The sequence below is a fragment of the Streptococcus sp. A25 genome (genome assembly GCF_043674095.1).
GTDB classification, from domain to species: Bacteria; Bacillota; Bacilli; order Lactobacillales; family Streptococcaceae; genus Streptococcus; species Streptococcus suis_V.
The window spans coordinates 23,523-45,660 of record NZ_JBIMJO010000008.1 but is presented as its reverse complement, the minus strand read 5'-3'; the positions used below and the strand labels follow the sequence as shown (position 1 = coordinate 45,660).

At 43.2% G+C, this 22,138-nt stretch carries 20 protein-coding genes; 1 reads left to right on the top strand and 19 read right to left on the bottom strand.

Going from position 1 to position 22,138, the window contains the following annotated elements; genetic code table 11:
- Positions 1-53: 53 nt before the first annotated feature.
- Positions 54-446 carry a PaaI family thioesterase gene (locus ACHBID_RS04790; RefSeq protein WP_105112007.1) on the bottom strand — a complete coding sequence of 131 codons (393 nt, stop codon included), beginning with the start codon at positions 444-446 and terminating at the stop codon, positions 54-56.
- 135 nt (positions 447-581) lie between these two features.
- Between ACHBID_RS04790 and ACHBID_RS04785 the strand changes: the two genes are divergently transcribed.
- Positions 582-884: a hypothetical protein gene (locus ACHBID_RS04785; RefSeq protein ID WP_257104449.1), complete on the top strand. Its 303-nt coding sequence runs from the start codon at positions 582-584 to the stop codon at positions 882-884.
- A 20-nt stretch (positions 885-904) separates the two neighbouring features.
- Here ACHBID_RS04785 and ACHBID_RS04780 read toward each other — a convergent pair whose 3' ends face one another.
- From ACHBID_RS04780 to murA, 18 genes are all read right to left on the bottom strand, one after another.
- A complete protein-coding gene (locus ACHBID_RS04780; protein WP_105122210.1) occupies positions 905-1,171 on the bottom strand; it encodes a DUF2087 domain-containing protein in 267 nt (88 codons plus the stop codon).
- A 54-nt stretch (positions 1,172-1,225) separates the two neighbouring features.
- On the bottom strand, positions 1,226-3,625 hold the full coding sequence (pheT, locus tag ACHBID_RS04775) for a phenylalanine--tRNA ligase subunit beta (protein ID WP_394731934.1): 2,400 nt from the start codon (positions 3,623-3,625) through the stop codon (positions 1,226-1,228).
- 1 nt (position 3,626) lies between these two features.
- Positions 3,627-4,148 (bottom strand): GNAT family N-acetyltransferase, encoded by a 522-nt coding sequence (locus ACHBID_RS04770; RefSeq protein WP_105206552.1) that lies wholly within the window; start codon positions 4,146-4,148, stop codon positions 3,627-3,629.
- A 436-nt stretch (positions 4,149-4,584) separates the two neighbouring features.
- Positions 4,585-5,628 (bottom strand): phenylalanine--tRNA ligase subunit alpha, encoded by a 1,044-nt coding sequence (gene pheS / locus ACHBID_RS04765; RefSeq protein WP_105160971.1) that lies wholly within the window; start codon positions 5,626-5,628, stop codon positions 4,585-4,587.
- Positions 5,629-5,921: 293 nt separating this feature from the next.
- A complete protein-coding gene (locus ACHBID_RS04760) occupies positions 5,922-7,646 on the bottom strand; it encodes a glycoside hydrolase family 3 protein (RefSeq protein WP_105160972.1) in 1,725 nt (574 codons plus the stop codon).
- Between the two features lie 10 nt (positions 7,647-7,656).
- Positions 7,657-9,447, bottom strand: coding sequence for a glycoside hydrolase family 3 protein (locus ACHBID_RS04755; protein ID WP_105160973.1), 1,791 nt, complete (start codon positions 9,445-9,447; stop codon positions 7,657-7,659).
- Positions 9,448-9,493: 46 nt separating this feature from the next.
- Positions 9,494-10,294 carry an HAD family hydrolase gene (locus tag ACHBID_RS04750; protein ID WP_105160974.1) on the bottom strand — a complete coding sequence of 267 codons (801 nt, stop codon included), beginning with the start codon at positions 10,292-10,294 and terminating at the stop codon, positions 9,494-9,496.
- A complete protein-coding gene (locus tag ACHBID_RS04745; RefSeq protein ID WP_105160975.1) occupies positions 10,294-11,133 on the bottom strand; it encodes an SDR family oxidoreductase in 840 nt (279 codons plus the stop codon). The genes ACHBID_RS04750 and ACHBID_RS04745 overlap by 1 nt, the downstream gene beginning before the upstream one ends.
- 1 nt (position 11,134) lies before the next feature.
- Positions 11,135-12,235, bottom strand: coding sequence for a mannonate dehydratase (locus tag ACHBID_RS04740; RefSeq protein WP_105160976.1), 1,101 nt, complete (start codon positions 12,233-12,235; stop codon positions 11,135-11,137).
- 13 nt (positions 12,236-12,248) lie between these two features.
- Positions 12,249-13,649: a glucuronate isomerase gene (uxaC, locus tag ACHBID_RS04735; protein WP_105160977.1), complete on the bottom strand. Its 1,401-nt coding sequence runs from the start codon at positions 13,647-13,649 to the stop codon at positions 12,249-12,251.
- Between the two features lies 1 nt (position 13,650).
- Positions 13,651-14,271: a bifunctional 4-hydroxy-2-oxoglutarate aldolase/2-dehydro-3-deoxy-phosphogluconate aldolase gene (locus ACHBID_RS04730; protein ID WP_394731935.1), complete on the bottom strand. Its 621-nt coding sequence runs from the start codon at positions 14,269-14,271 to the stop codon at positions 13,651-13,653.
- Between the two features lie 121 nt (positions 14,272-14,392).
- Positions 14,393-15,109 carry a FadR/GntR family transcriptional regulator gene (locus ACHBID_RS04725; RefSeq protein WP_394731936.1) on the bottom strand — a complete coding sequence of 239 codons (717 nt, stop codon included), beginning with the start codon at positions 15,107-15,109 and terminating at the stop codon, positions 14,393-14,395.
- A gap of 44 nt (positions 15,110-15,153) precedes the next feature.
- Positions 15,154-16,953: a beta-glucuronidase gene (gene uidA / locus ACHBID_RS04720; protein ID WP_394731937.1), complete on the bottom strand. Its 1,800-nt coding sequence runs from the start codon at positions 16,951-16,953 to the stop codon at positions 15,154-15,156.
- 15 nt (positions 16,954-16,968) lie between these two features.
- On the bottom strand, positions 16,969-17,997 hold the full coding sequence (locus ACHBID_RS04715) for a sugar kinase (protein ID WP_105160981.1): 1,029 nt from the start codon (positions 17,995-17,997) through the stop codon (positions 16,969-16,971).
- A gap of 55 nt (positions 17,998-18,052) precedes the next feature.
- A complete protein-coding gene (locus ACHBID_RS04710; protein WP_394731938.1) occupies positions 18,053-19,606 on the bottom strand; it encodes an MFS transporter in 1,554 nt (517 codons plus the stop codon).
- Between the two features lie 192 nt (positions 19,607-19,798).
- Entirely contained in the window at positions 19,799-20,629 is an 831-nt protein-coding gene (locus ACHBID_RS04705) for a DNA/RNA non-specific endonuclease (protein ID WP_105160983.1), read from the bottom strand.
- A gap of 28 nt (positions 20,630-20,657) precedes the next feature.
- The gene (locus ACHBID_RS04700; protein ID WP_105111683.1) at positions 20,658-20,849 is read right to left on the bottom strand and encodes a DNA-directed RNA polymerase subunit beta; all 192 of its coding nucleotides are present in this window, start codon (positions 20,847-20,849) and stop codon (positions 20,658-20,660) included.
- Entirely contained in the window at positions 20,842-22,125 is a 1,284-nt protein-coding gene (gene murA / locus ACHBID_RS04695) for a UDP-N-acetylglucosamine 1-carboxyvinyltransferase (RefSeq protein ID WP_105160984.1), read from the bottom strand. Before murA ends, ACHBID_RS04700 begins: the two co-directional genes overlap by 8 nt.
- Between the last annotated feature and the right edge of the window lie 13 nt (positions 22,126-22,138).

The window sequence follows — 22,138 nt, the reverse complement described above, 5'->3', positions numbered from 1 at the left end:
TACACATGACTGTTACCGATTTCAAAAATAATGCTCATAAAATCACAAAAATTTTAAGATTCTTCTTCAAAGGTTCCCGTCACAAACATGGTGAAGCTAGCTCTGACTAATTTTTGACCTTTTTCATTGGTAACAACTGCTTCTACCAACTTGGTTGAACGACCATCGTGAACAATTTCTGCCGTGATAGTCAACTTGTCTCCCAGATGGCCCGCCCTTGTAAAATGAACATTGGACTGGAGGGTCACACACTTGTATCCCTGAGAGAAAACAGCCAGTCCAGCAACATTATCACAAAAGGTAAACAGATAACCTCCGTGGGTCATGCCATAAATATTCAAGGAAGACTCAACTACTCTTGTCTCAATGACCACTCGACCATTTGAGACCTCAACCAACTCATAATTTTCAAACACCAAAACCGGTGGAATATGATATTTATCCATGTTTACTCCTCGTGTTTTTTTCTCCATTTTACGGGAAAAAATCCTTTCTTGCAAATACTTACTATATCAACAATCAACTTTCTACCCATTTTGTGAGGATTGTGCTAAAATATGGAAAACTCAAGGAGAACAACTATGTACGAATTTGTCTTAGAATACGGGTCCTTCCCTGTAAAATTGATTGATGGTTTTGTCGACAACCGCGTCGAAATCCCTGAATGGCTGGAAGGGGATGAGGAGATGATTGCTAGACTTCATGCCATCAACGAGCTCTTCCACCAACTCTTTCACACTGTAGAATGTAAATTTGACTACATCGGCAAACAATTTCCAGACAAGATTGAGCAACTGAGGGAACTCTATCACCCCTTGGCAGAAGATTTGCTGGCTAAATACGGTGATAGGATAGAATTGAAGATTGAACCCTTTATTTTGTAAGACAAAAGAGATGACCGCAATCATCTCTTTTCTTCTATTCTGTATTCCAAACCATACTGATCACGCGATAGGTAGCCATAATCTACCAAGTAACGTCTTAAAATAGCATAATCGTCATAGATCTCAGCTAGAAAGGCATTGACATCTTTTTCTGTAAATGTCGAGCCCTTCTTAGCCAATTCCTCCTGCAAGTAGGCAAACAAGACCTGCTTACTTTTTAATTTCTTCGGAATGACAAGCAACTTTCCATCTCGGAAAAATTTTTCTTGAATATCTTGAGTGTTCATACTTCCCTCCAAAAAATCCTAGCCCGCTGACTAGGATTTCACAAGATTTACATGTTAACGAATTTCAGCACCAAGCGCTTCGAGCGACTTACTAATTTTCTCCATGTACTTAGCCACTTCCTCATCCGTCAGGCTATCCGCAGGATTTTGGAAGGTCAGGTTGTAAGCCATAGATTTCTTACCAGCCTCAATATTGCTGCCCGCATAGACATCAAAGAGGGTAACCTTGGTCAAGCGTTTCACGCCCGCACCAGCAATGGCATCCAGGACATCCTGATGCTTGACATCGCTGCTCAAAAGCAGGGCAATATCACGGCTAACCGCTGGGAATTTGGAGATTTCGGTAAATGGCTGAGCAGGCTGGAGAGCTTGCTCAATCGCATCCAGATTGATTTCAGCCACGTAAGTTTCAGGAATACCGTAGTCCTTAGCCGTTTGAGGATGTACCTGACCGACAAAGCCGATCACAGCCTCATTCAAATGGATTTCAGCTGTCCGACCTGGGTGCAAGGCCGCAATCTCACTAGTCGCTACAAAATCAACAGCCAACTTGTAATGAGCAAAGATTGCTTCCAAAATCCCTTTGGCATGGAAGAAATCAACAGGCACAGCTGGTGTCTGGAAGTCTTTCTCAGCTACCAAACCAGTCAAGACAAGGGCAAACTTGTTGATTTCTTGTGGCAGGTCCTCTTTTGGATTGCCAGACTGTTCAAAGATTTTACCGATTTCGTAAAGAGCCAAGTTCTTGTTCTTACGAGCCACGTTGTAGGCAAGAGTTTCCAGCATACCAGACACCATGTTCTGACGAAGGGCAGAGCGGTCAACAGTCATTGGCCACATTAGTTCGGTGACTGTGGTTGGACGTGCTGCAAACTCCACAGCCTTTTCAGGTGTTGTCAAGGCGTAGGAAATGATTTCTGTCAGGCCTGCACCTTCTGCCAGGCTACGTACTTGGCGACGGATGTTCTGGGTCAGGGTCAACTCACCTGCTGTACCGTCCTCTTTTGGAAGAGTGGTCGGCAGATTATTATACCCATAAATACGAGCGATTTCTTCTACCAAGTCTGCTGGAATACGAATGTCCCAACGACGACGTGGTACTGCTACTGTGAACTTACTTGTATCGCCAGTTGTTTCCATACCTAAACGACGGAAAATATCTGCGATCTGAGCATAGTCAAGATTAGTCCCGAGCGAGCGGTTAACGTAGTCAATGGTCGCTGTGACTGGGACATCCGAAGTATCTACGCTACCCGCAGAAACGATACCAGACAAGACCTGACCGCCAGCCAGTTCCGCAATCATAGCAGCTGCTGTGTCCATAGCTTCCGTCAAAGTTGCCACGTTGATGCCTTTTTCAAAGCGAGAAGAGGACTCAGAGCGAAGGTTGAGGCGACCTGAGGTCTTGCGGATAGACTTGCCGTCAAAAAGGGCAGCTTCCAGCACAACGGTCTTAGAGTTGTTGTCAATCTCTGTGTTGGCACCGCCCATGACACCACCGAGGGCAACTGCCTTGTTCGCAACGGAAATGACGATATCATCGGCAATCAAGTCACGCTCTTCACCGTCAAGGGTCACCAAGTTTTCACCCTCTTTTGCCTGACGAGCCACGATTTTCTTGCCATCAAACTTGTCAAAGTCAAAGGCGTGCATTGGCTGACCGAAGTAGAGCAAGATATAGTTGGTGATGTCAACCACGTTGTTAAGCGGGCGAATACCTGCGTTCATGAGCAGATTTTGTAACCACTGTGGGCTTGGTGCGATGGTCACATTTTCAATGACACGGGCCGTGTAGGCAGTCACCTTGTCTGACTCAATAGCCACTTCAATCACATCGCTGGCCTTCTTGTCGCTTTCTTCCAAGACAACAGGCTTGAAGTTGACCTTGCTGTCATAGATAGCTGCCACTTCGTGAGCCACGCCACGCATAGAGAGAGCGTCGGCACGGTTTGGTGTGATGGACAGCTCGATAATCTCGTCGTCCAGGTCCAGGTATGAAAAGATTGGCTCACCCACGACTGCATCTTCTGGCAGGTGGTAGATACCGTCCGCATAGACCTTTGGCACCACAGAGTCGGACACACCGATTTCGCTCAATGAGCAGAGCATACCCAAAGACTCAACGCCGCGAATTTTGCCTTTCTTGATCTTGTAGTTGCCAGCGATACGCGCACCTGGCAGAGCGACGATCACCTTGATGCCTGGCTTAACATTTGGAGCACCGCAAACGATTTGCGTGATTTCCTCACCCACATTGACCTGACAGATATTGAGGTGGGTATCTGGAATTGGCTCAGCAGACACAACCTGCCCGACAACCAACTTAGAAAGGCCAGCACTCTTTTGCTCAACCCCTTCTACTTCAATTCCTGTTGTTGACATTTTTTCAGACAAGTCATGACTTGTCGCATCAAAGTCAACCAGTTCTTTTAACCATTTATAACTTACTAACATATTATCCTTTCTGGTGCAAAGGCCGTTTCAGTAGCCAATCCACATCAATCTTATCACCGACCGCAAATTCATGCTGGCCAAATTTTTCAAAACCGTATTTTGCATAGAATTGCTGAGCCTTGTAATTATGTTCCCAAACTCCCAGCCAGACCCAGTCACAACTAGACTGCTCTGCTTTTTCCAAAGCAAATTCAAACAAGACCTTCCCAAGACCGCGGCCTTGAAAAGCCTGCAAGAGATAGATACGCTGGATCTCAAAGGCATTTTCCAACTCCTGCTCCGTCTGGGCAGAACCTTGGTTGAACTTGAGATAACCAACTACCTGTTCATCAACCCTTAAAAAATAATGCTGGCAATTGGGATCAGACAACTCCCTTGTCAAAACCTCCACGGAATAAGCCTCCTCGAAGAATGCTTCCAACTCCTCTGGATCATTGTCATGAGCAAAGGTTTCAGCAAAGGTCTGCTTGGCCAGCTCCTGCAAAACGGAAACCTCTTCTAAACGTATAGGATCAATCTTCATCTCATTGCCTTTCATTACCTAAGTGGACTAAGTAAACCGCTAGAACAGCTACCATTTCTCGTACTGAATACCTAACAAACTACCTAAATCACGACAACTTTCAAGCAAAACAATATTTTTTGCTTGAAATCCTAATAAAGTAGCTAGGGAAGTCGCAGAATAGCGATTTCCTTCTACTCACTCCTACGGAGTTACGACGCTCTAAGGTATAAAAAGATACTTTTTCAACCTTAGAACTAGTGAGGGGAGTAGGTAGACCGCTATAGCAGCTACCGTTTCTCTCAAACAACAATTTACTAACTTTTTCGGATTACGACGGATTTCAAGCAAAACGATATTTTTTGCTTGAAATCCTAGTAAGGTAGCTAGGGAAGTCGCAGAATAGCGATTCCCGTCTACTTAAGAGCTGACTTTGTCAGCCTTAAGTAGTGCTACGTTAAAACTGCTCCGAGAATCGTACATCGCCTTGGTAGAAACCACGGATGTCATTGATACCGTAACGAAGCATGGCAATCCGTTCCTGACCAAGACCAAAGGCAAATCCAGAGTACTTGGTTGAGTCAATCCCACTCATTTCCAATACTTGTGGGTGGACCATGCCGGCACCGAGGATTTCAATCCAGCCTGTTTTCTTACATACGTTACAGCCGTCACCACCACACTTGAAGCAAGAAACATCCACCTCAACAGAAGGCTCTGTGAACGGGAAGTAAGATGGGCGCAGACGAATCTGACGCTCTTCACCAAACATTTTCTTGATGATCAATTCAAGCGTACCCTTGAGGTCACCCATGGATACATTTTCACCGACAACTAATCCTTCAATCTGGTGGAACTGGTGGCTGTGGGTCGCATCGTCCGTATCACGACGGAAAACACGCCCTGGCGAAATCATCTTCAAGGCACCCTTTGAAAAATCATGCTGGTCCATGGTTCGAGCTTGAACAGGTGACGTATGGGTCCGCATAAGGATTTCTTCTGTGATGTAGAAGGTATCTTGCATATCACGCGCTGGATGATCTTTTGGCAAATTCATGCGCTCAAAGTTGTAGTAGTCTTTCTCCACTTCAAACCCGTCAACGATTTGGAAGCCCATGCCCAAGAAAATATCTTCAATTTCCTCTGATGTTTGCGTTAAAACATGGCGTTTTCCAACCTTGACCTGACGACCTGGCAGGGTCACATCAATAGTTTCTGATGCTAATTGCTGTTGAATTTTCGCTGCTGCAACCTTCTGAGCTGTTTCTTCAAAGGCTGCTGTCAGCACATCACGCACTTCATTGACCTGCTTACCAACGATTGGTTTCATATCGTTAGAAAGATCTTTCAAACCTTTCAACAGATCCGTCAAGGACCCTTTTTTACCCAAAACTGCAACACGCAGGTCTTGTAGTTCTTTTTCTCCTTGGTGCTGGATTTCTTTTAGCTTTTCTAGTGTGGATTGGCTTAGTTCAGCCAACTGTTGTTCAATGTTTGACATAATTCCTCCAATAAAAAAACGCATGACACCACTCGTATCGGAGCGTTGTCACGCGGTACCATCCGTTTTCATCTGCTAGGCAGACCTTAGTTCTAAGTCCTTGCGTGAGTGAATTCGACCAACTTTCACTGATTGAGCTTGCAGTCACGGCTCAACTCCCTGGGCAGTTTCCATAGGTGTACTAGTCTCACAGACTTCTATTCAATTAAGAATATTCTATCAAAAATAAGAAAGTTTGGCAATAAATATCCCTAGAAAAACTCCCTCTATCTAGGATAGAAAGGAGTTTAGTTTTATAGTTTTGCTTGCCATTTATTGGCCCAAACATTCTCATTTGGCACACCATAGAAGTCATCTTTTCCTTCCAATTTATCAAGGAGGGATTCAATAGTATTTTTATTGTGATGGTAGGCATTGATAGCAGTTTTGACCATGGTAACATCGTGAAGATGGGTCGTATAGTTTAGTGAAACGAAAACGGTTGGAACTTCATGTACATACCAAGGAACTTCATTGGACATGGCCGTTTTCCACTGGATGCGGTAATTATTCTGCGCTCCATATCCAATGACATTGGCAACAGTCAAGGCTAAATCAACTTCTTCTCGGTATTGCAACGTTTTTCCTTTGATCCGAGTCGTACCATCATTGACGGTCACTTCATAACCACGCGCTTCCAAGGCAGCTTTAAGATTATCAACCACTTCTGTACTTGCTGCCATAATCCCTTCTTTTTCACCTTCTAGGTAATACAAACGGATTCTGCGATGGGTTTCTGGACTGATTGGAAGATTTTTCTGTGTATCTTTCAACAGCGTAATTGCCTTGTCTGCTGCCTCACGTTGCCAAGCCAAGTGTTCTTCACAGCCGATAATAGCCAATTCATCAGCTGATTTTAGCAAGGTTCCTTCCGCTTGCTTGATATGCAGATTGAGTTTGGCTTTCAGACCTAAAATGCGACGGAGAGCATCATGAAGTCTTTCCTCAGTAATCACTCCCTTGCGGTAGCCATTGAGCATAAATTCAAAATCTTCTTCTAAGTTATTGAAGAATAAGAACATATCACAACCCGCAGCAATGGCTGCAGGTACGTAGTCTTCACGACGCATGGCTGCTGTCATCCCCAACATGTGGCTGGCATCTGTTATAACCAAGCCATTGAATTCCAATTTTTCTTTCAATAAATCTTGAATCAATTCAGGAGCCAGTGTTGCAGGCAAAATATCTTCGTCCATCAAACTTGGATTCAGTTCTTTCTGGTAATATGGCAAGGCTATATGACCTGCCATAATCATCTCAACACCAGCTTCAATATGATGACGATAGACACGACCAAAACTATTGTCCCATTCTTCTGGAGAGAGTTCATTGACACCGAGGACTAGATGCTGATCACGTTCTTCTGTACCATCTCCTGGGAAATGCTTGATACATTGAATAACATCTCTTTCAGCAGTTAATCCTTCTAAATAGGCACTGGTATAGGCAATCACATCATCCGCATTTGTGCCGTAGGCTCTGGTATTGACAATCGTATTGCGCCAGTTCTGTACAATGTCCACGCACGGATCAAAGTTGACATTTACACCTAATGCAGTCTCCTCTCTCGCAGATACGAGACCTGCTAGGTAGGGAATACGAGGATCCCGACTGGCTTCCGATTGAGCACCTGAGGAAATATAGGTTCCGCCTTTCACAGCGCCATCTCCACCTGAGTCACAGTTCGCTGCAACCAAGAGAGGTACTTTTGAATAGCTTTGCAACTCGTTAATCAGTCCTTGTACCTGTTCTGGACTACCATTCATATAACGGGCTCCGCCTATATGGTATCGATTCATCAATTCCTGATTACTCAGATTATTTCCACTAAAGGCATCTCCTCCGAAGAAGAATAGATTGACAAACAATTGACCGATTTTTTCTTCATCAGTCAGATGATCCAAGGTATCTTCCACCCAAGAAATCTGCTCTTCATTCAAATAATAGGGTTTCTTCCGCAAATCAACTAATCTAGGCATGTTTTCCTCCTTATTTTCCGCGCCAAATCTGTGTATCTACCAAGCCACAGTAGGCATCAACAGGTGATACTCCTGTAAAGGCTGACTCTCCTGCTAGTTTGGCAACCAAGGCTTCTAATGTGACAGGCAAGCCATCGTAGGCATTGATATAGGTTGCAACCTGTGGCATATCTGCAAGTGCGAACGGGTGCTGAACAGAGACAACAATGGTTGGAATTTCGTGAACATAGAAAGGCTGGTCTGGTGTTCCCTTGGCAGCTGGCCAAATAATCCGCTGAGTTGTCCCTCCTGAGTTGACATCAACTAAATTGATAATCAAATCATAGTTATCTGTGATTTCGGCAATTGGACGCTTGGAAGCATAGACATTTGCAATCGCTGCTGGTCTTTCTTCTTCTGGCAATTTGGCAATCCGTGCTTCTGTATTTTCCCAGATAGATACTTGGTGGCCTCGAGCTTCTAATAGTTCTTTCAGCGTATCAGCTGCTCTCTTCTTGCCAGCATTGATCATGGCACCAAAACCACCCTTATAGCCATCTACTTCGACCAACAAAATACGTTTGTAGCGTTCTGGATTGACTGGGAAAATTCCTTCTTGTTTGGCTTTTACCAGGGTAATCGCCTTGTCAGCTACTTCTTTTGCAAGCTGTTTCGCCTCATCTCTACCAATCAAAGCCAGCGCTTCTTCTTTTGGAACCATGATTTCCTGACGACGACCTTCAAACAAGTGAAGACCGAGTTTAGCTTTCAAACCCAAGGTACGACGAAGGGCATCATGTAGACGTTCCTCAGAAAGCAGACCATTTTCCAATCCTTCTTTCATCCATTGCAAATCTTCTTCTGGATCGTTGAAGAAAAGGAAAAGATCACATCCTGCCTCAATAGCTGTAGGCAATAGCTCACGACGGGACATAGAAGCTGTCATACCGATCATATGACTGGCATCCGTGACAATGGCTCCATTATAACCTAACTCTCCACGAAGCAACTCATCCAAGAGGGTTTTATTCAGCGAAGCTGGTAACATGTCATCCAATTCACGTTCTGGGTGCATTTCTTTCTCAACATTTGGCAAATGAATGTGCCCCGCCATGATACCTGGAAGACCTGCTTCAGCCATCTCACCGTAAATCCGTCCAAATGTTTCCATCCATTCAGACTTGGTCATGGGATTCGAAGCAAAAGAGAGATGATGGTCACGTTCATCAATACCATCGCCTGGGAAATGCTTAGCAAACGGCACAATGCCATGCTCCATAATGCCACGCATGTATTCTTTGGATAATTCAATGACTTGGTCTACATTAGCTCCCCAAGTTCGGTTTGCAATGATAGGATTGCGCCAATTACGACTGAGGTCCATAATCGGTGCAAAGGAGGCATTGCAACCTACTGCAGCTGCTTCAAGTCCTGCAACTTTCCCCATTTCATAAGCATAGCGGAGATCGGTTGTCGCAGCAATCTTGATTTCATCCCCAATTTTCGTTCCGTCCGTAACGGCGCCATTCCCACCAGATTCGGTATTGGCTGCAATCAAAAGGGGAATCTTAGACTTGGTCTGCAAAATATAGTTTTGCTCCCAAATATCTGCAGCAGGGCCAGGATTGTAACGAACAGCAGCAATCTTATAATCATTTAATACTCCAGTCAGATAGTCTTCCGTCCGCTGGCTCCCCATATTGACAAAGAGGTGACCGATTTTTTCATCCAAGGTCATCTGAGCAATGGTTTCTTCAATCCAAGAAATTGCCTCATCATCAAGGCTGTAAGGTTTCTTCCGTAAATCTACTAAATGTGTCATGTTTGCCTCCAAAAAAGCTAGAGGGCATAGCGCCTCTAGCCCTTCTCTAGTCGTCTAAATTATTCCAAAATGCCTGTATCAATTCTGTTTCTTTCTCATCTGTGAATAATTGATGAACAAATTCATCTGCAATCGTTTCTGTCAAATCCGCCCAAGATTGCATCTCTTGTCCTACTAAAATAGGATAGAAGTGAACATTATTGAGTTTCGCCGCCTTCAAATCACCTGGCGAGTCACCAATCATCATAATCTGCTCAGGACAATACCCTTCCTCTATTAACAGTTTGATGACATCTTCTTTCTTGCCACGGTCTTGACAGTACAATTCTGTAACAAAGTCCATCAAACCCTGGTCTGTCCACTCTTCTTCTACCGCTTCCTTATTAGCAGAAGAAACTACGTAGACTTTTCCTAACTGGCTCAATTTTTCCAAGCCCTTGTGAACGCCGATGAAGGCTAAAACTGGTCCACTATACTTCTTAATGGCTTGATTGACTTGATTGGACCATTCTAAAGCTAATTCCAAGTCTTTTGATGGCTGCTCCTCTATCAATCTTTCCAGAGAAGCATTTGACAAAGAATCTGTTGTAGCAACCCAATTTTTCAAGTTGTCTATACCAGTCACACCTGCAAAATCTAGGCCTTTAACTAAGCCTACAAAACGGTTAATGCCACGTTCTCGAGAGTAGAGATTAACTCGATTCCATTCAGCTAAAAACGGTTCTTTATCTTCAACACCAAAAACTTCCGCAGCCAAGGGGCCGAAAAAGAGTTTATGTTTGTAGGTCATGGTGTCCATGGCGCAGCCATCAGAGTCCACACAAAATACGTAATCCGTTTTCATCATCAGACTCCTGAATAGGCTGAGAAGCCACCATCAATCGGTAAAACAACACCGTTGACAAAACTTGCCAAATTCTCGTCTGCCAAGAAGAAGACTCCGCCGACTAGCTCTTCCGCTTCACCAAACCGCCCCATTGGTGTATTGGTCAAAATCTTGTTGGCACGTGCGGTCGGTTGACCCGACTCGTCAAACAGCAAACCACGGTTTTGGTTGGTAACCAAGAATCCAGGCGCAATCGCATTACAACGGATGCCAACTTTTGAAAAATGGACTGCTAACCATTGGGTAAAATTACTAATAGCAGCCTTGGCACCTGAATAGGCTGGAATTTTTGTCAAAGGAGTAAAGGCATTCATGCTGGAAATATTGATAATATTTGCTCCCGAGCGACCGATCATATCCTGTGCAAAGACCTGTGTTGGCAATAAGGTTCCTAGATAATTCAAATTGAATACAAAGTTGATACCTGCCTCATCCAAGTCGAAGAAAGTTTTGGTATCAGCTGGTAGTCCAATCTCATGGAATTCATTGTCCGTTGTCGCTTTGGGATTATTGCCTCCAGCACCATTGATTAAAATATCTACTGGTCCAAAATCTGCTAGGACTTGCTGGCGGACTTCTTCCAAATTTTCCTTAGAAAGAACGTTTGACTTATAGGCTTTTGCTACGCCTCCTGCTACTGCAATCTCATCAACGAAGACCTGAGCCGCAGCTTCATTTAAGTCCAAAAGCGCAACCTTTGCACCAGCCTTAGCAAATTCTTTTGCCAAATAGCCACAAAGAACGCCTCCTGCACCTGTAATAACAACAACCTTGTCCTTAAATTCAATAACACGTGACATATTAGCTCTCCTTATTTCCAACTGTTTTTACTTTAATTCCAAAATCTGGTGTCTTGCCTGCTGCTCGCATATTGGCTTCATAGAGACCGTTAAAGTAGGTTGCCCCAAGGGCTCGGTCATACAGACCATAACCAGGTGTCTTGGTCTGGTCTCCCCAGATACGACGACCGTGGTCTGGACGTAAGGCTCCAGCCCAGTCATAGTCCACCAATAATTTAACAACAGCATTCATATCAATGTCACCAGCCTGTGACAGATGTGCTGTTTCTTGGAAGCCCCAAGCACCTGCCGTCACATTGCGCGTATGCATAAAATTGATGCGATTGCGTTTGAGAGCATATTCCGTCATGGCAAGGACATCATTTTTCGGATCAGAAGCATAGGATCCTACACACATGGTAATTCCATTGTGTTCTGAATCATAGAGATTCAAAAATCGTTCAACGGCTTCTTGACCAGTGATGATACGAGGTAATCCGAAAATTCCATACGGAGGGTCATCAGGGTGAATGGCCATTTTGACGCCAGCCTCCTCAGCCGTTGGTATAATCGCTTTGATAAAATACTCCAAATTCGCCCATAAATCTTCTTCAGAGATATTCTGACGATAATTTTCGATAATAGCCTTCATTTCTTCCTTGGAATAGGACGAGTCCCAACCAGGTAAATTCAAATCATCCGCCACAGGATCAACACCAGCCAAATCAGATTTAAGGAAAGCTAAAGAGGTTGAGCCATCTGGAAGTGGGTGGTGCAAGTCTGAACGGGTCCAGTCAAACACAGGCATGAAATTATAGCATACAACTGGAATACCTGCAGCCCCGACATTACGGATGGAAGTTTTATAGTTTTCGATTAACTCATCACGATTTGGCTTCCCTTGTTTGATGTCTTCATGGACAGGTATGGATTCGATAACCGTAATTTCAAGTCCTGCCTCTTCGACCATTTTTTTCAGTTCTAGAATGTTTTCTAGTGGCCAAGCTTGACCAACTGGTACATCGTAGACTGCCGTTACGATTCCCTGCATACCAGGGATTGCTTTAATCTCTTCCAGTGTCACAGGATCTTTTTTCCCGTACCATCGAAATGACATTTTCATGATTTACTCTCCTTTATTGTTCAAAAAATTCTTTGGCATTGTAATAGGATATGGCTTCTACAAACTGGCCTAAACGATTGTAATCTTCAGGCACTTCTTCATCAACAATCCATTGGCCAACATAGGTCGCTAAAATGCGTCTGAAATAATCATGCCGTTGATAAGATAAAAAGCTACGCGAATCTGTCAACATACCAACAAAATTAGCAAGCATGCCCTGTTCTGCATAGGCATTCATCTGGTCAATCATGCCCAACTTGGTATCATTGAACCACCAACCAGCACCAAATTGTAGCTGACTACGAAGCCCTTCCTCATTGGACTGGAAATTCGCCAAAGTATTGGCCAAAGCAATGTTGTAACTTGGATTGAGATTGTACCAAATCATTTTTGGAAAGGCATTTTCCTTGACCAAGTTATCTAACAAACGATTCAAATTCACAGTCAGACATGTCTGGTCTCCAATCGAATCCACACCTACATCTGCTCCAAGTTTTTCAAACAGTCCTGTATGGTTATTCCGTAAGGCACCAAAGTGAACTTGCGTCACAAAGCCATGTTTCTTGTACAATCTGCACAATTCTCTAAAGATAGCAGTCTGCCATTTATTGATACTGGATTGACCAGCTTCTTTACCTGCAAGTCTTGCTAGTAAAATTTCATCCAACTCTTCGAGGGTAGCCTCTTCATAGGAAATAGTCGTAAAACTGATGTCACTTGCTCGGCAACCATGTTGAGCAAAATAGGAAACTCGCTGACCTAGTGCCTCTACAAAACTTGCAAAGTCTCTTACTGCTACCCCTGTTACTTCCTCCAAGCGTTTCATAAATGGATTGAAATTTCGATGCTCGATAAAGGCTTCATCAGGGCGGAAAGTCGGTGCCACTACAGTATCTATGGTAGAGTCCTCAGCCAAGCGCTTATGCCATTCTAGTGTATCTAATGGATGGTCAGTAGTCCCAATAAAGGTCACCCTAGCATCCGCAATCAGCTTACGTGGACTAACTTGATGTTCTTGCAAATAAGCATTGAGCTGATGATAGAGTCGCTCTGCATTTTCTGCGGTCAACAATTCCTCAACACCGAAAACCTGGCGCAATTCCAAATGACTCCAATGATAGAGAGGATTTCCGAAAGCCCGTTCCAAGGTTCTTGCCCAGGCCTTAAACTTATCTAGTTTACTTGCTGAACCTGTGATTTCTTCTTCTGAGATACCATTAGCCCGCATCAAGCGCCACTTATAATGGTCACCCCCCAACCACAGATCAATAATATCTTCATAGACCTTATCTTCAAAAATTTCCTTCGGATCAAGGTGGCAATGGAAATCATAGATAGGAAGCTCTGCTATTTTCCCGTAAAGTTCCTTTGCAGGCTCATTTTTTAGCATAAAGTTTTTGTCATTAAAACTCATTTCATCCCTCCAAAGCTGCAACAAAACTGCGAGCAATCGTCGTTACACTTTCATAGCCTTCAGCCTGTACTCGACTTGCCAAAGCCGAACCTACTCCAACAGCACATGCACCGGCTTTTTTCCAATCTGCAACATTATCAACTGATACGCCACCTGAAGGCATCAAATCCACTTCAGGCATAGGTCCGTGAATATCCTTGATAAATCCAGGTCCCAACACACCGCCAGGGAAAAGCTTGATAATGGGACATCCCGCCTGGCTGGCTGTGACAATCTCTGTTGCAGTTGCACAGCCTGGGAAGTATAGCACTCCAACCTTTTTCGCCAAGTCTTGAATTTCCCTATCAAAATGAGGACTAACCAGGAAACTAGCACCAGCATCAATGGCCGCTTGTGCCAACTTAAGATTCATTACAGTTCCTGCACCGATGACTACGGAAGAATCGTCTGAGAACTCCTCTTGTAATTCTTTGATAACTGTCGCTGCATTTGGAGTCGAAAATGTAATCTCAATATTTCGAATACCTCCCAAAATCGCATGGCGAGCGATTTCTTTCGCATCTTCTTCATCTTTTCCACGAATTACTGCGAAAAAGTAATTTTCTTTTAATTGCTTTAACATCTTGACCTCCAATTAGAAAGCGTTGTCATTTATAGCTATAGTATACAATTCATCAGATGATTTGTCAAGAAAAATGCAAAAAATACCCAGAAAATTATTCTGGGCAGTCTATTTTGTGTTTCTATTTATGATCATTGAGACCCTGCATGGTCATATCTTTACCAAACCACTCACTCAATACAACCTGTCTTACTGCTATAATATGTGCTAGCATGCTATCATATGCTGCAACAGGATGACGTTGTTTGATAGCCATTAAGATATTCCTATGGGCCTGTAAACTATCTGTTTTCATCTGACGATTTGAATAATTTTCATTGATTAGATGGATAGACTGGTTAATGACAGGCATGAGACTTGTCATTGCCAGATTCCCACTCATCTCAGCTAACATACAGTGGAATTGTACATCCAATTCCAGATGCTTCGAATCTCCAGCAGCTACCGCCTCTTCAATAGCAAGGACAATTTCTTCTAGTCGAGCAATATCTTCGTCCGAGGCAAACTGTGCAACACGCTCCGCAATTCTCGGTTCAAGCAAATACCGCACTTCAAACAAATCTGTCGTCAACTTCACACGGTCTCTGACCAAAGAAAAACCTAAAGGATCCTCTGATACTCCCTTTTTGGAGCTGATATAGGTTCCCGACCCTTGGCGCACCTCCAGAATATTTCGAGTAGCCAAACTTCGAACAGCTTCACGAACAGTCGAACGTCCAACTTCTAAATCTTGGGCCAATTCATATTCATTCGGAAGCTTGTCTCCAACTTCATATCCTCTTTCCAAAATCAATTCCAATAAGCGTTCTGATGTTTTTTCTACCAAGGGTCTTGCCATATGTAACTCCTTCAATCTGACTTTCTATCTACCCCTATTATAGCCTAATTCTTCTTATAATGGTAGTTCGGAATGGCAGTCCAACGTTTCTTAATTTCTCTTACAATTTGCTTGGGTTGTCGATTTCTTGAGAATAATCCTTTATGGTTTCCTTGTATGCGAATGATACCAACTGTAGTTTCAAAATCTGCAAAATTCCATACCTGCTCACCAACTAAATTAGGAATAGAATCAAAGACGCGATGGTTCATATCATAGTAATCCACCTGAAATTCCTCTGTATAAGGAATATCCCACATCGAATGCAAACCTGGAAGAGTATCTGCACCATATTCCGTAATCAAAATTGGCTTGTCTGGATAAAGTCCTTGCCAGGTCTCTAATTCCTGTCTCAAGCCCTTTTCTGCTGCCTTCAAGTCACCATGTTCAACATACCAACCATAGTAACGATTGAGACAGACAACATCAACCAAATCCATAACCTCATCCTTATCAGGCGTTGCTGTCATAATATTGACCAAGGTCACAGGACGCTTAGAAGGATCTCTGTCCCTCATGCGCTGAATCAAAGGTTCAAAGTAAGCACGCGCGCCTTTTTCATGCCCTGCTGGCTCATTGGCGACGACCCACATCACTACGGATGGATGATTTTTGTCACGAGCTATCAATTCATCAATCACCAGCTCATGAGCCTCCTTGGTTTGCATAACTTCCCAAGTATTTTTTACTTCTTCAGAATCACCTGTCAAATTCAAGGCTGCATTGAAAAGCTGGAACAGACCAACTGCTGGCACTTCATCAATGATAACGATACCCAAACGGTCAGCCAGTCTCATCATCTCCTCTGAATAAGGATAATGCGATGTTCTAAAGGAATTTGCTCCAATATCTTTAAGCAAATTCAAATCCATCAGATTGGCTGCTTCATTGAAACCACGACCATTGATGAAAGTATCTTCATGCTTACCAAATCCCTTGAAATAGAACGGTTTTCCGTTGATGAAAAATTGCCCATTTTCAACCGCAACACTACGAATACCGAATTGTTCTGAGTAGGTATCGAGCAAGTTTTCTCCGTCAACTAATTCAACTTTAGCAGTATAGAGATAGGCATCCAAGACCTCCCAAAGGCGTGGATGTTCAATGACCATTTGCCCATTTTCAAGAAGACCTAGTTCCTGTCCCTCTTGATCTATAATATGAATACAAATTGAATCATAGTGACCAACTGCTTTCACATCAACATGTACTACTGCCTGAGTCAAATCTTGATTTAGCTCCGTCCGAATAACAATATCCTCAATTCTATTTTTGGGACGTTTATAGAGATGAACCGTCCGCTGGATACCAGCATAGTTGAAAAAGTCAAAATTTTCCTTGACGGTCTTCACAATTTGACCATTCTCATCCACTTCTTCACTATAATTCCCTACTGGGAGGGTTGTATAATTTAGTTCATTATTAGCACAAACTGTCAAACGGAATTGATCAGCATCGTATAAGTCTGATGGAACCAAGCATTCAAAAGGGGTAAAACCGCCCTTGTGCTCCCCGATTAGCTGACCATCTGCATAGACTTTGGCCTGATGTGTCACCGAACCAAAGCGTACAACTAACTCTTCATCATCAGCTACTACTGGAAGAGCTACCATCAGTTCATACCAATTATCACCGACAAAACGACGCTTTGCCTTATCGACAACAACATCATTGAAAGAACTCGGTACAACCATCACTTCATCTGTATCTAACAGAGTATGAACATCATTGTTCCCTTGCTTAAATTTCCATATTCCATTTAAGGAATAGACTGAGCGTGTTTTTGTTTGGATTGGATACAACATACTTTTTCCTTCTTTCTATCGTTTTATTTCACGTGAACCTTTTTTCAATAGCAAATCAATATCTGATTGACTGATGACATTAATGTCCCCTTCAATGGTATGTTTGAATTGAAAACTAGCCATCCCCAAGTCGACTATTTCCTGTGGTGTTTTTTCTTGCAAATAGCCCAAAATAATTCCTGCTGTAAAGGCATCCCCTGTCCCAACTCGGTCCAAAACTTGAATGGATTCTTTTTCCGTTTCATAAAGAATACCATCTTGATACAAGTATGCTTTCAGCAAATATTCATTATTGTAGGTCATTTCCCTCTGGGTAAAAGCAAGACCCTGCAAAGAATAGTTCTCTGCTAATCCTTTAACAACCTTCAGCAAGGTATCCTTATCTTCATAAGGACGTTCTAGTCCCAATTCATCCTTCAAATCTTTTCCAGATTCATTTAAAAGTTGAATAGGCTCTAGGCCAAAGCAGATATCCGCCAATTGCACAAAGGGAGATAGTTTTTCCCTTGCTTCTTCAAAAGAAGACCACAAACTTTCGCGATAATTCAAGTCAAAGGAAACCTTGACACCCTGCGCCTTTGCTATCTCCATTAAGCGAAAAGCTAGGCGATAAATATCTGGATTCAAAGCGACCGTTATACCACTGAAATGAAACCAATCGACACCGTCAAACATGCCTTCCAAATCATACTCTTCTTCCCTGGATAAGCTAAAGGCAGAATAATCACGGTCGTAGGTCACCTGACTGGGCCTGAGCGAAAAACCTTTTTGGTAGTAATAAAGTCCAAGCCTTCCTTTTTTCCGAATCAGATGCTTCTGTCCAATCTGCCGTGCAAAGAGAAAGTGTTCTGCCATTTTCCCAACTTCATTTTCCGGAAGTGCCGTCACCAACTCAACTGAATGACCAAGCTGAGCCAAGCTGGCCAAGACATTCAACTCTGAGCCACCAAATTGACATTCTAAACTAGATGCCTGTGTCAAGGTTTGATAATGTGGAGGTGATAGGCGCAATAAAACTTCCCCAAAAGCCAAAATTTTCTTCATACTGCCTCCTAGACGAAAGACCCAGCTGGAATCCTCCAGCTAGGTCGTTATTGTATTATTTATCGTCGTATTGGTCAACCTTATATTGAGTAACATCTACATAATCCATATCAGATAATGGAACATTTTTCGCGATTGCACGCACACGTTCTTCATCTGTAGCCGCTTTCATAACATGGATTTTCTCTTGAATACGAGCCATTTCTTCCCGATCAAGTTTGTAGAATTTCATCAAGAACAAGGATACGCTCAATACCGCTGCTGGAATCACTGTCAACAGGACAATCAAGGCCATTCTCAAATCTGTAGAGAAGGCAGTTTCAACAGTTGGGTATTCTTTGCCAAATCCAATCGCCGCTAATACAAAACCAACCACCATCGGAGCAAATGAAGAAGCAATTGAGTCCGTCAATGAGAAGATAGTGCCAATCATTCCTGACAAGTAACGACCAGATACTGATGTTTCATAGTCTGTAATATCCGCACCCATTGTCAATACCAAACCAGATGGAGCACTAGATGCGTAGCGAGCAATGATATAAACAACAAAGAAACCGATTGTATAGAGATTCCAATTTGACAGATCTAACATTCCTGGTTTAGCAGAAAGAAGCATAACTGCTAGAATGATGAGTCCTGTAATACCTAATTGCAATGCGGTTACATATGCAAAACGCAAACCTTTGCGACGAGCCAATTGCGCAGCACCTACTGTTACGAGAATACCTGGCAAAATCAACAGCATAGACATTTTTCCAGAAAGAGCATAGTCACCGAAGATAATACCATACAGCATAACCCCGATAACGGAATCTCCAAACAGTTGAGCAACAAATTTTACAAAGGCTGCAGAAATTGAAAGAACCTGCAAAGGTTTGTTTCCTTTGATGACTTTCCAGTAATCTTTCAACTTCGTTTCTTGTGTCTTCTCACCAAGACCAAAGTATTTCTTATTGTCTTTTTCCCAAATACCGATAATAGCAAGAATACCAAGAACAGCTGAAATAATGACTACACCAAGGAATAACTCTTGGAAGAATCCCGGGGTAAACCCACCATGTTTTGGAACCAAGGTTCCTGACACGACCACTTGGCTACCAGTCATCAACACAGTTGTGGCGATACCATCAACAATGTTAAAAATCGGACGTTGTTTTGGATCATTGGTAAGCGCTACTTGTCCTGCTTTTGTAATCGTCTGTTGCAATGAATAACCAATTTTATGGATAATTAAAACAACTAGGAATAAAGGTAGACGCAAACTTTCACTAACACCACTCAAGCCTAACATCATAAAGAGTGAGGAAGCTGTGATAATATTCCCTAAAACTAAGATTGGACGGTACTTACCAAACTTTGTATCAGTCTTGTCAATAAGAACACCAATTGATGGATCAATAAATCCATCGAAGATACGAATATATCCCATGAGCTGACTAACAAATAGCGCCGCTAAACCAAGTACCCCAGTCGATAAATAAGTCACAAAAGTGAAGGCAACTAAGTAGATATTGGTCGACGAATTATTCATCGCAAACAATATAATCTGCCATAATTTAGCCTTGTTATAAGTAACGTCTTCGACACGTTGCTCAACATGTTTTTCCATCGGAAAGTCCTCCTAAATTTTTCTACGATAAAATCGTAAGCGTTTTCTTTAACTATATTCTAATATTCATCTGATGATTTGTCAACAGTTTTTGTAAAAAATTTTAATTTTTATTAAAAAAAGACGATTTATCGCAAAAATCGTCTGATATATTCTGTTTTTTAACTCTTAATTCATCTGATAACTCCTACCCTAGTTAAGATGGATTTCCCCACTATGGTAGTTAATACTCAATCCACTCTGAACATTTGGCACAAAGACGTTGAATTCCAGGCTACCGTCTGACGATTTAGCCTCCAGGTGACTTCCTAGAGCAATCAGGTCATCATCATCCGCATAGATCAGTGTGACACGGTAGCGGACACGTTTGTTCTTGTCCAAGGCCCGGCGGACTTTTGTTTCATAGTAGTTTTGCCCAGTAGAATAATCCTCATAAGCCTGATTGGACCAGGCCGTTTGAGTGGCAATATTCTTGGGATTGCTGGTTGAGGCGTCAAATCCGTCTAAGCCACCAATCAAGGCATAGCCCAGCAAGTGCCCACGGTCCACCGCATGGTCGTATTCTCCTGGCAAATCATGAATCTGATGCCAGCCAGCCGGCGTCCAGGAGGTTCGCCCTTGGCCTGTCTGATCACGGTCCTTGTACTGACGCGTAGATTTAGCCATGAGGGCATTAGCGACAGTTGGAATCTCCTCGCCCTGTACCCGCTTGGTCTTATTATCCGCATAAGGTATACTGGAAACTGACGCATCCAAGTTGGTTTTATTATTATTGATAATGAAGGCACCGCCCCCATTCCATTGGATAGAGCCACCCAGTTGTTTCTTGGCCTCATCCGTCAATACACTGGACGCCAACTCCTTGTCGGGTGTTGATTGACTTGCACTGGACTGATTGACATAGTAGGACAAATCCTGACTTGTAGATGACGGCTGATTAAAAAAGTAACCTCCGCCGACCACCAAAATAGTCACCAGCAGGCTCAGCAAACTAGTCGCCTGTTTTTTCGTTTTATTATTCATCATTTCTCCAAAAAGAAAGTAGGCTACCCTACTTCCCTGTAAATTTATTAATCAATTCCTGCCATTTTTCAGGCGAAAGGACAGACCAAATATTGTCACCATCACCAATGACGCCATAGCCAATCATCAAGCCCACTGCAAACAGAAGGAACATGGCCAAGATGACCAGCAAGACAATCAATAATTGTTTTTTGATATACCCAAACTGTTCTTTATCCATTTTCTACTTCTCCACTCACGCGCTCAATATCTGCTCCCAATCTAGCTAATTTCTCATGGAAACGATAGTAGCCCCTGTCCAGATGACTGAGACGGCCAACAATAGTTTCACCTTCAGCAACAAGTCCAGCTAGAATCAGAGCAGCACTGGCCCGCAAATCAGTCGACATAACTTCAGCACCTTGAATTGGCTGACCACCAGTGATAATCGCTGTATCTCGCAAGATTTCTGAAACAACGTCCATCCGGCGCATTTCTTCCAGGTGCTGGAAACGATTTTCAAAAATAGTCTCAATCATGGTTGACTCACCTTTGGCAACGGCCATCAAAGCCGTAAATTGAGCCTGCATGTCCGTAGGAAATCCTGGATGTGGCATGGTTTTGACCGTCACAGGCTTGAGTTGTTCAACTTGCGAACGCACACGAATACCTGCATCCTCTTCTGTCACTTCCACACCCATTTCAAGCATTTTAGAAATAAGGGGTCGATTGTGCTCCCAGACGGCGTCTTTGACCAGGACATCACCACCAGTCATAGCAGCAGCCACCATAAAGGTACCTGCCTCAATACGGTCCTGAACAACAGGATGCTCTGCACCAGTCAATTCCTCCACACCGTGAATGGTCACCGTTTCCGTACCAGCTCCCTTGACCTTAGCCCCCATCTTATTGAGGAAGTTAGCCAAGTCAACGATTTCTGGCTCTCTCGCAGCATTTTCCAAGACAGTCGTTCCATTGGCTAGAGTAGCAGCCATCATCAGGTTTTGAGTAGCGCCGACACTTGGGAAATCAAGGTAAATCGTTGTCCCCTGCAAACGCTCAGCTGTCGCCTCGATATAACCAGCTCGTTGCTTGATTTTTGCGCCCATGGCCTGCAAACCCTTGAGATGCAAGTCAATCGGCCGGCTACCAATGGTGCAGCCACCAGGCATAGACACCTTGGCATAGCCATTTCGCGCTAAAATTGGGCCCAAAATAACAATCGAAGCCCGCATCTGACTGACGTATTTGTAAGGGGTTTCTGAGCTCAACTTACCGGTCGCATCAATATCGACCGTCTTAGTCTCCTCATCAAACTTAACACGAACACCGAGACCACGAACCACATTATTCATGGTATAAACATCAGACAAAATCGGTACCTGGGTAAAACGAGATTGACCATTTTTTGCTAAAACAGTAGCAGCCAAGAGTGGCAAGACTGCATTTTTAGCCCCTTCGATTTCAACCTGACCCTTGAGAGCAGCTTTCTGACCTCGAACAATAATTTTATCCATGAAATTCCTCTAC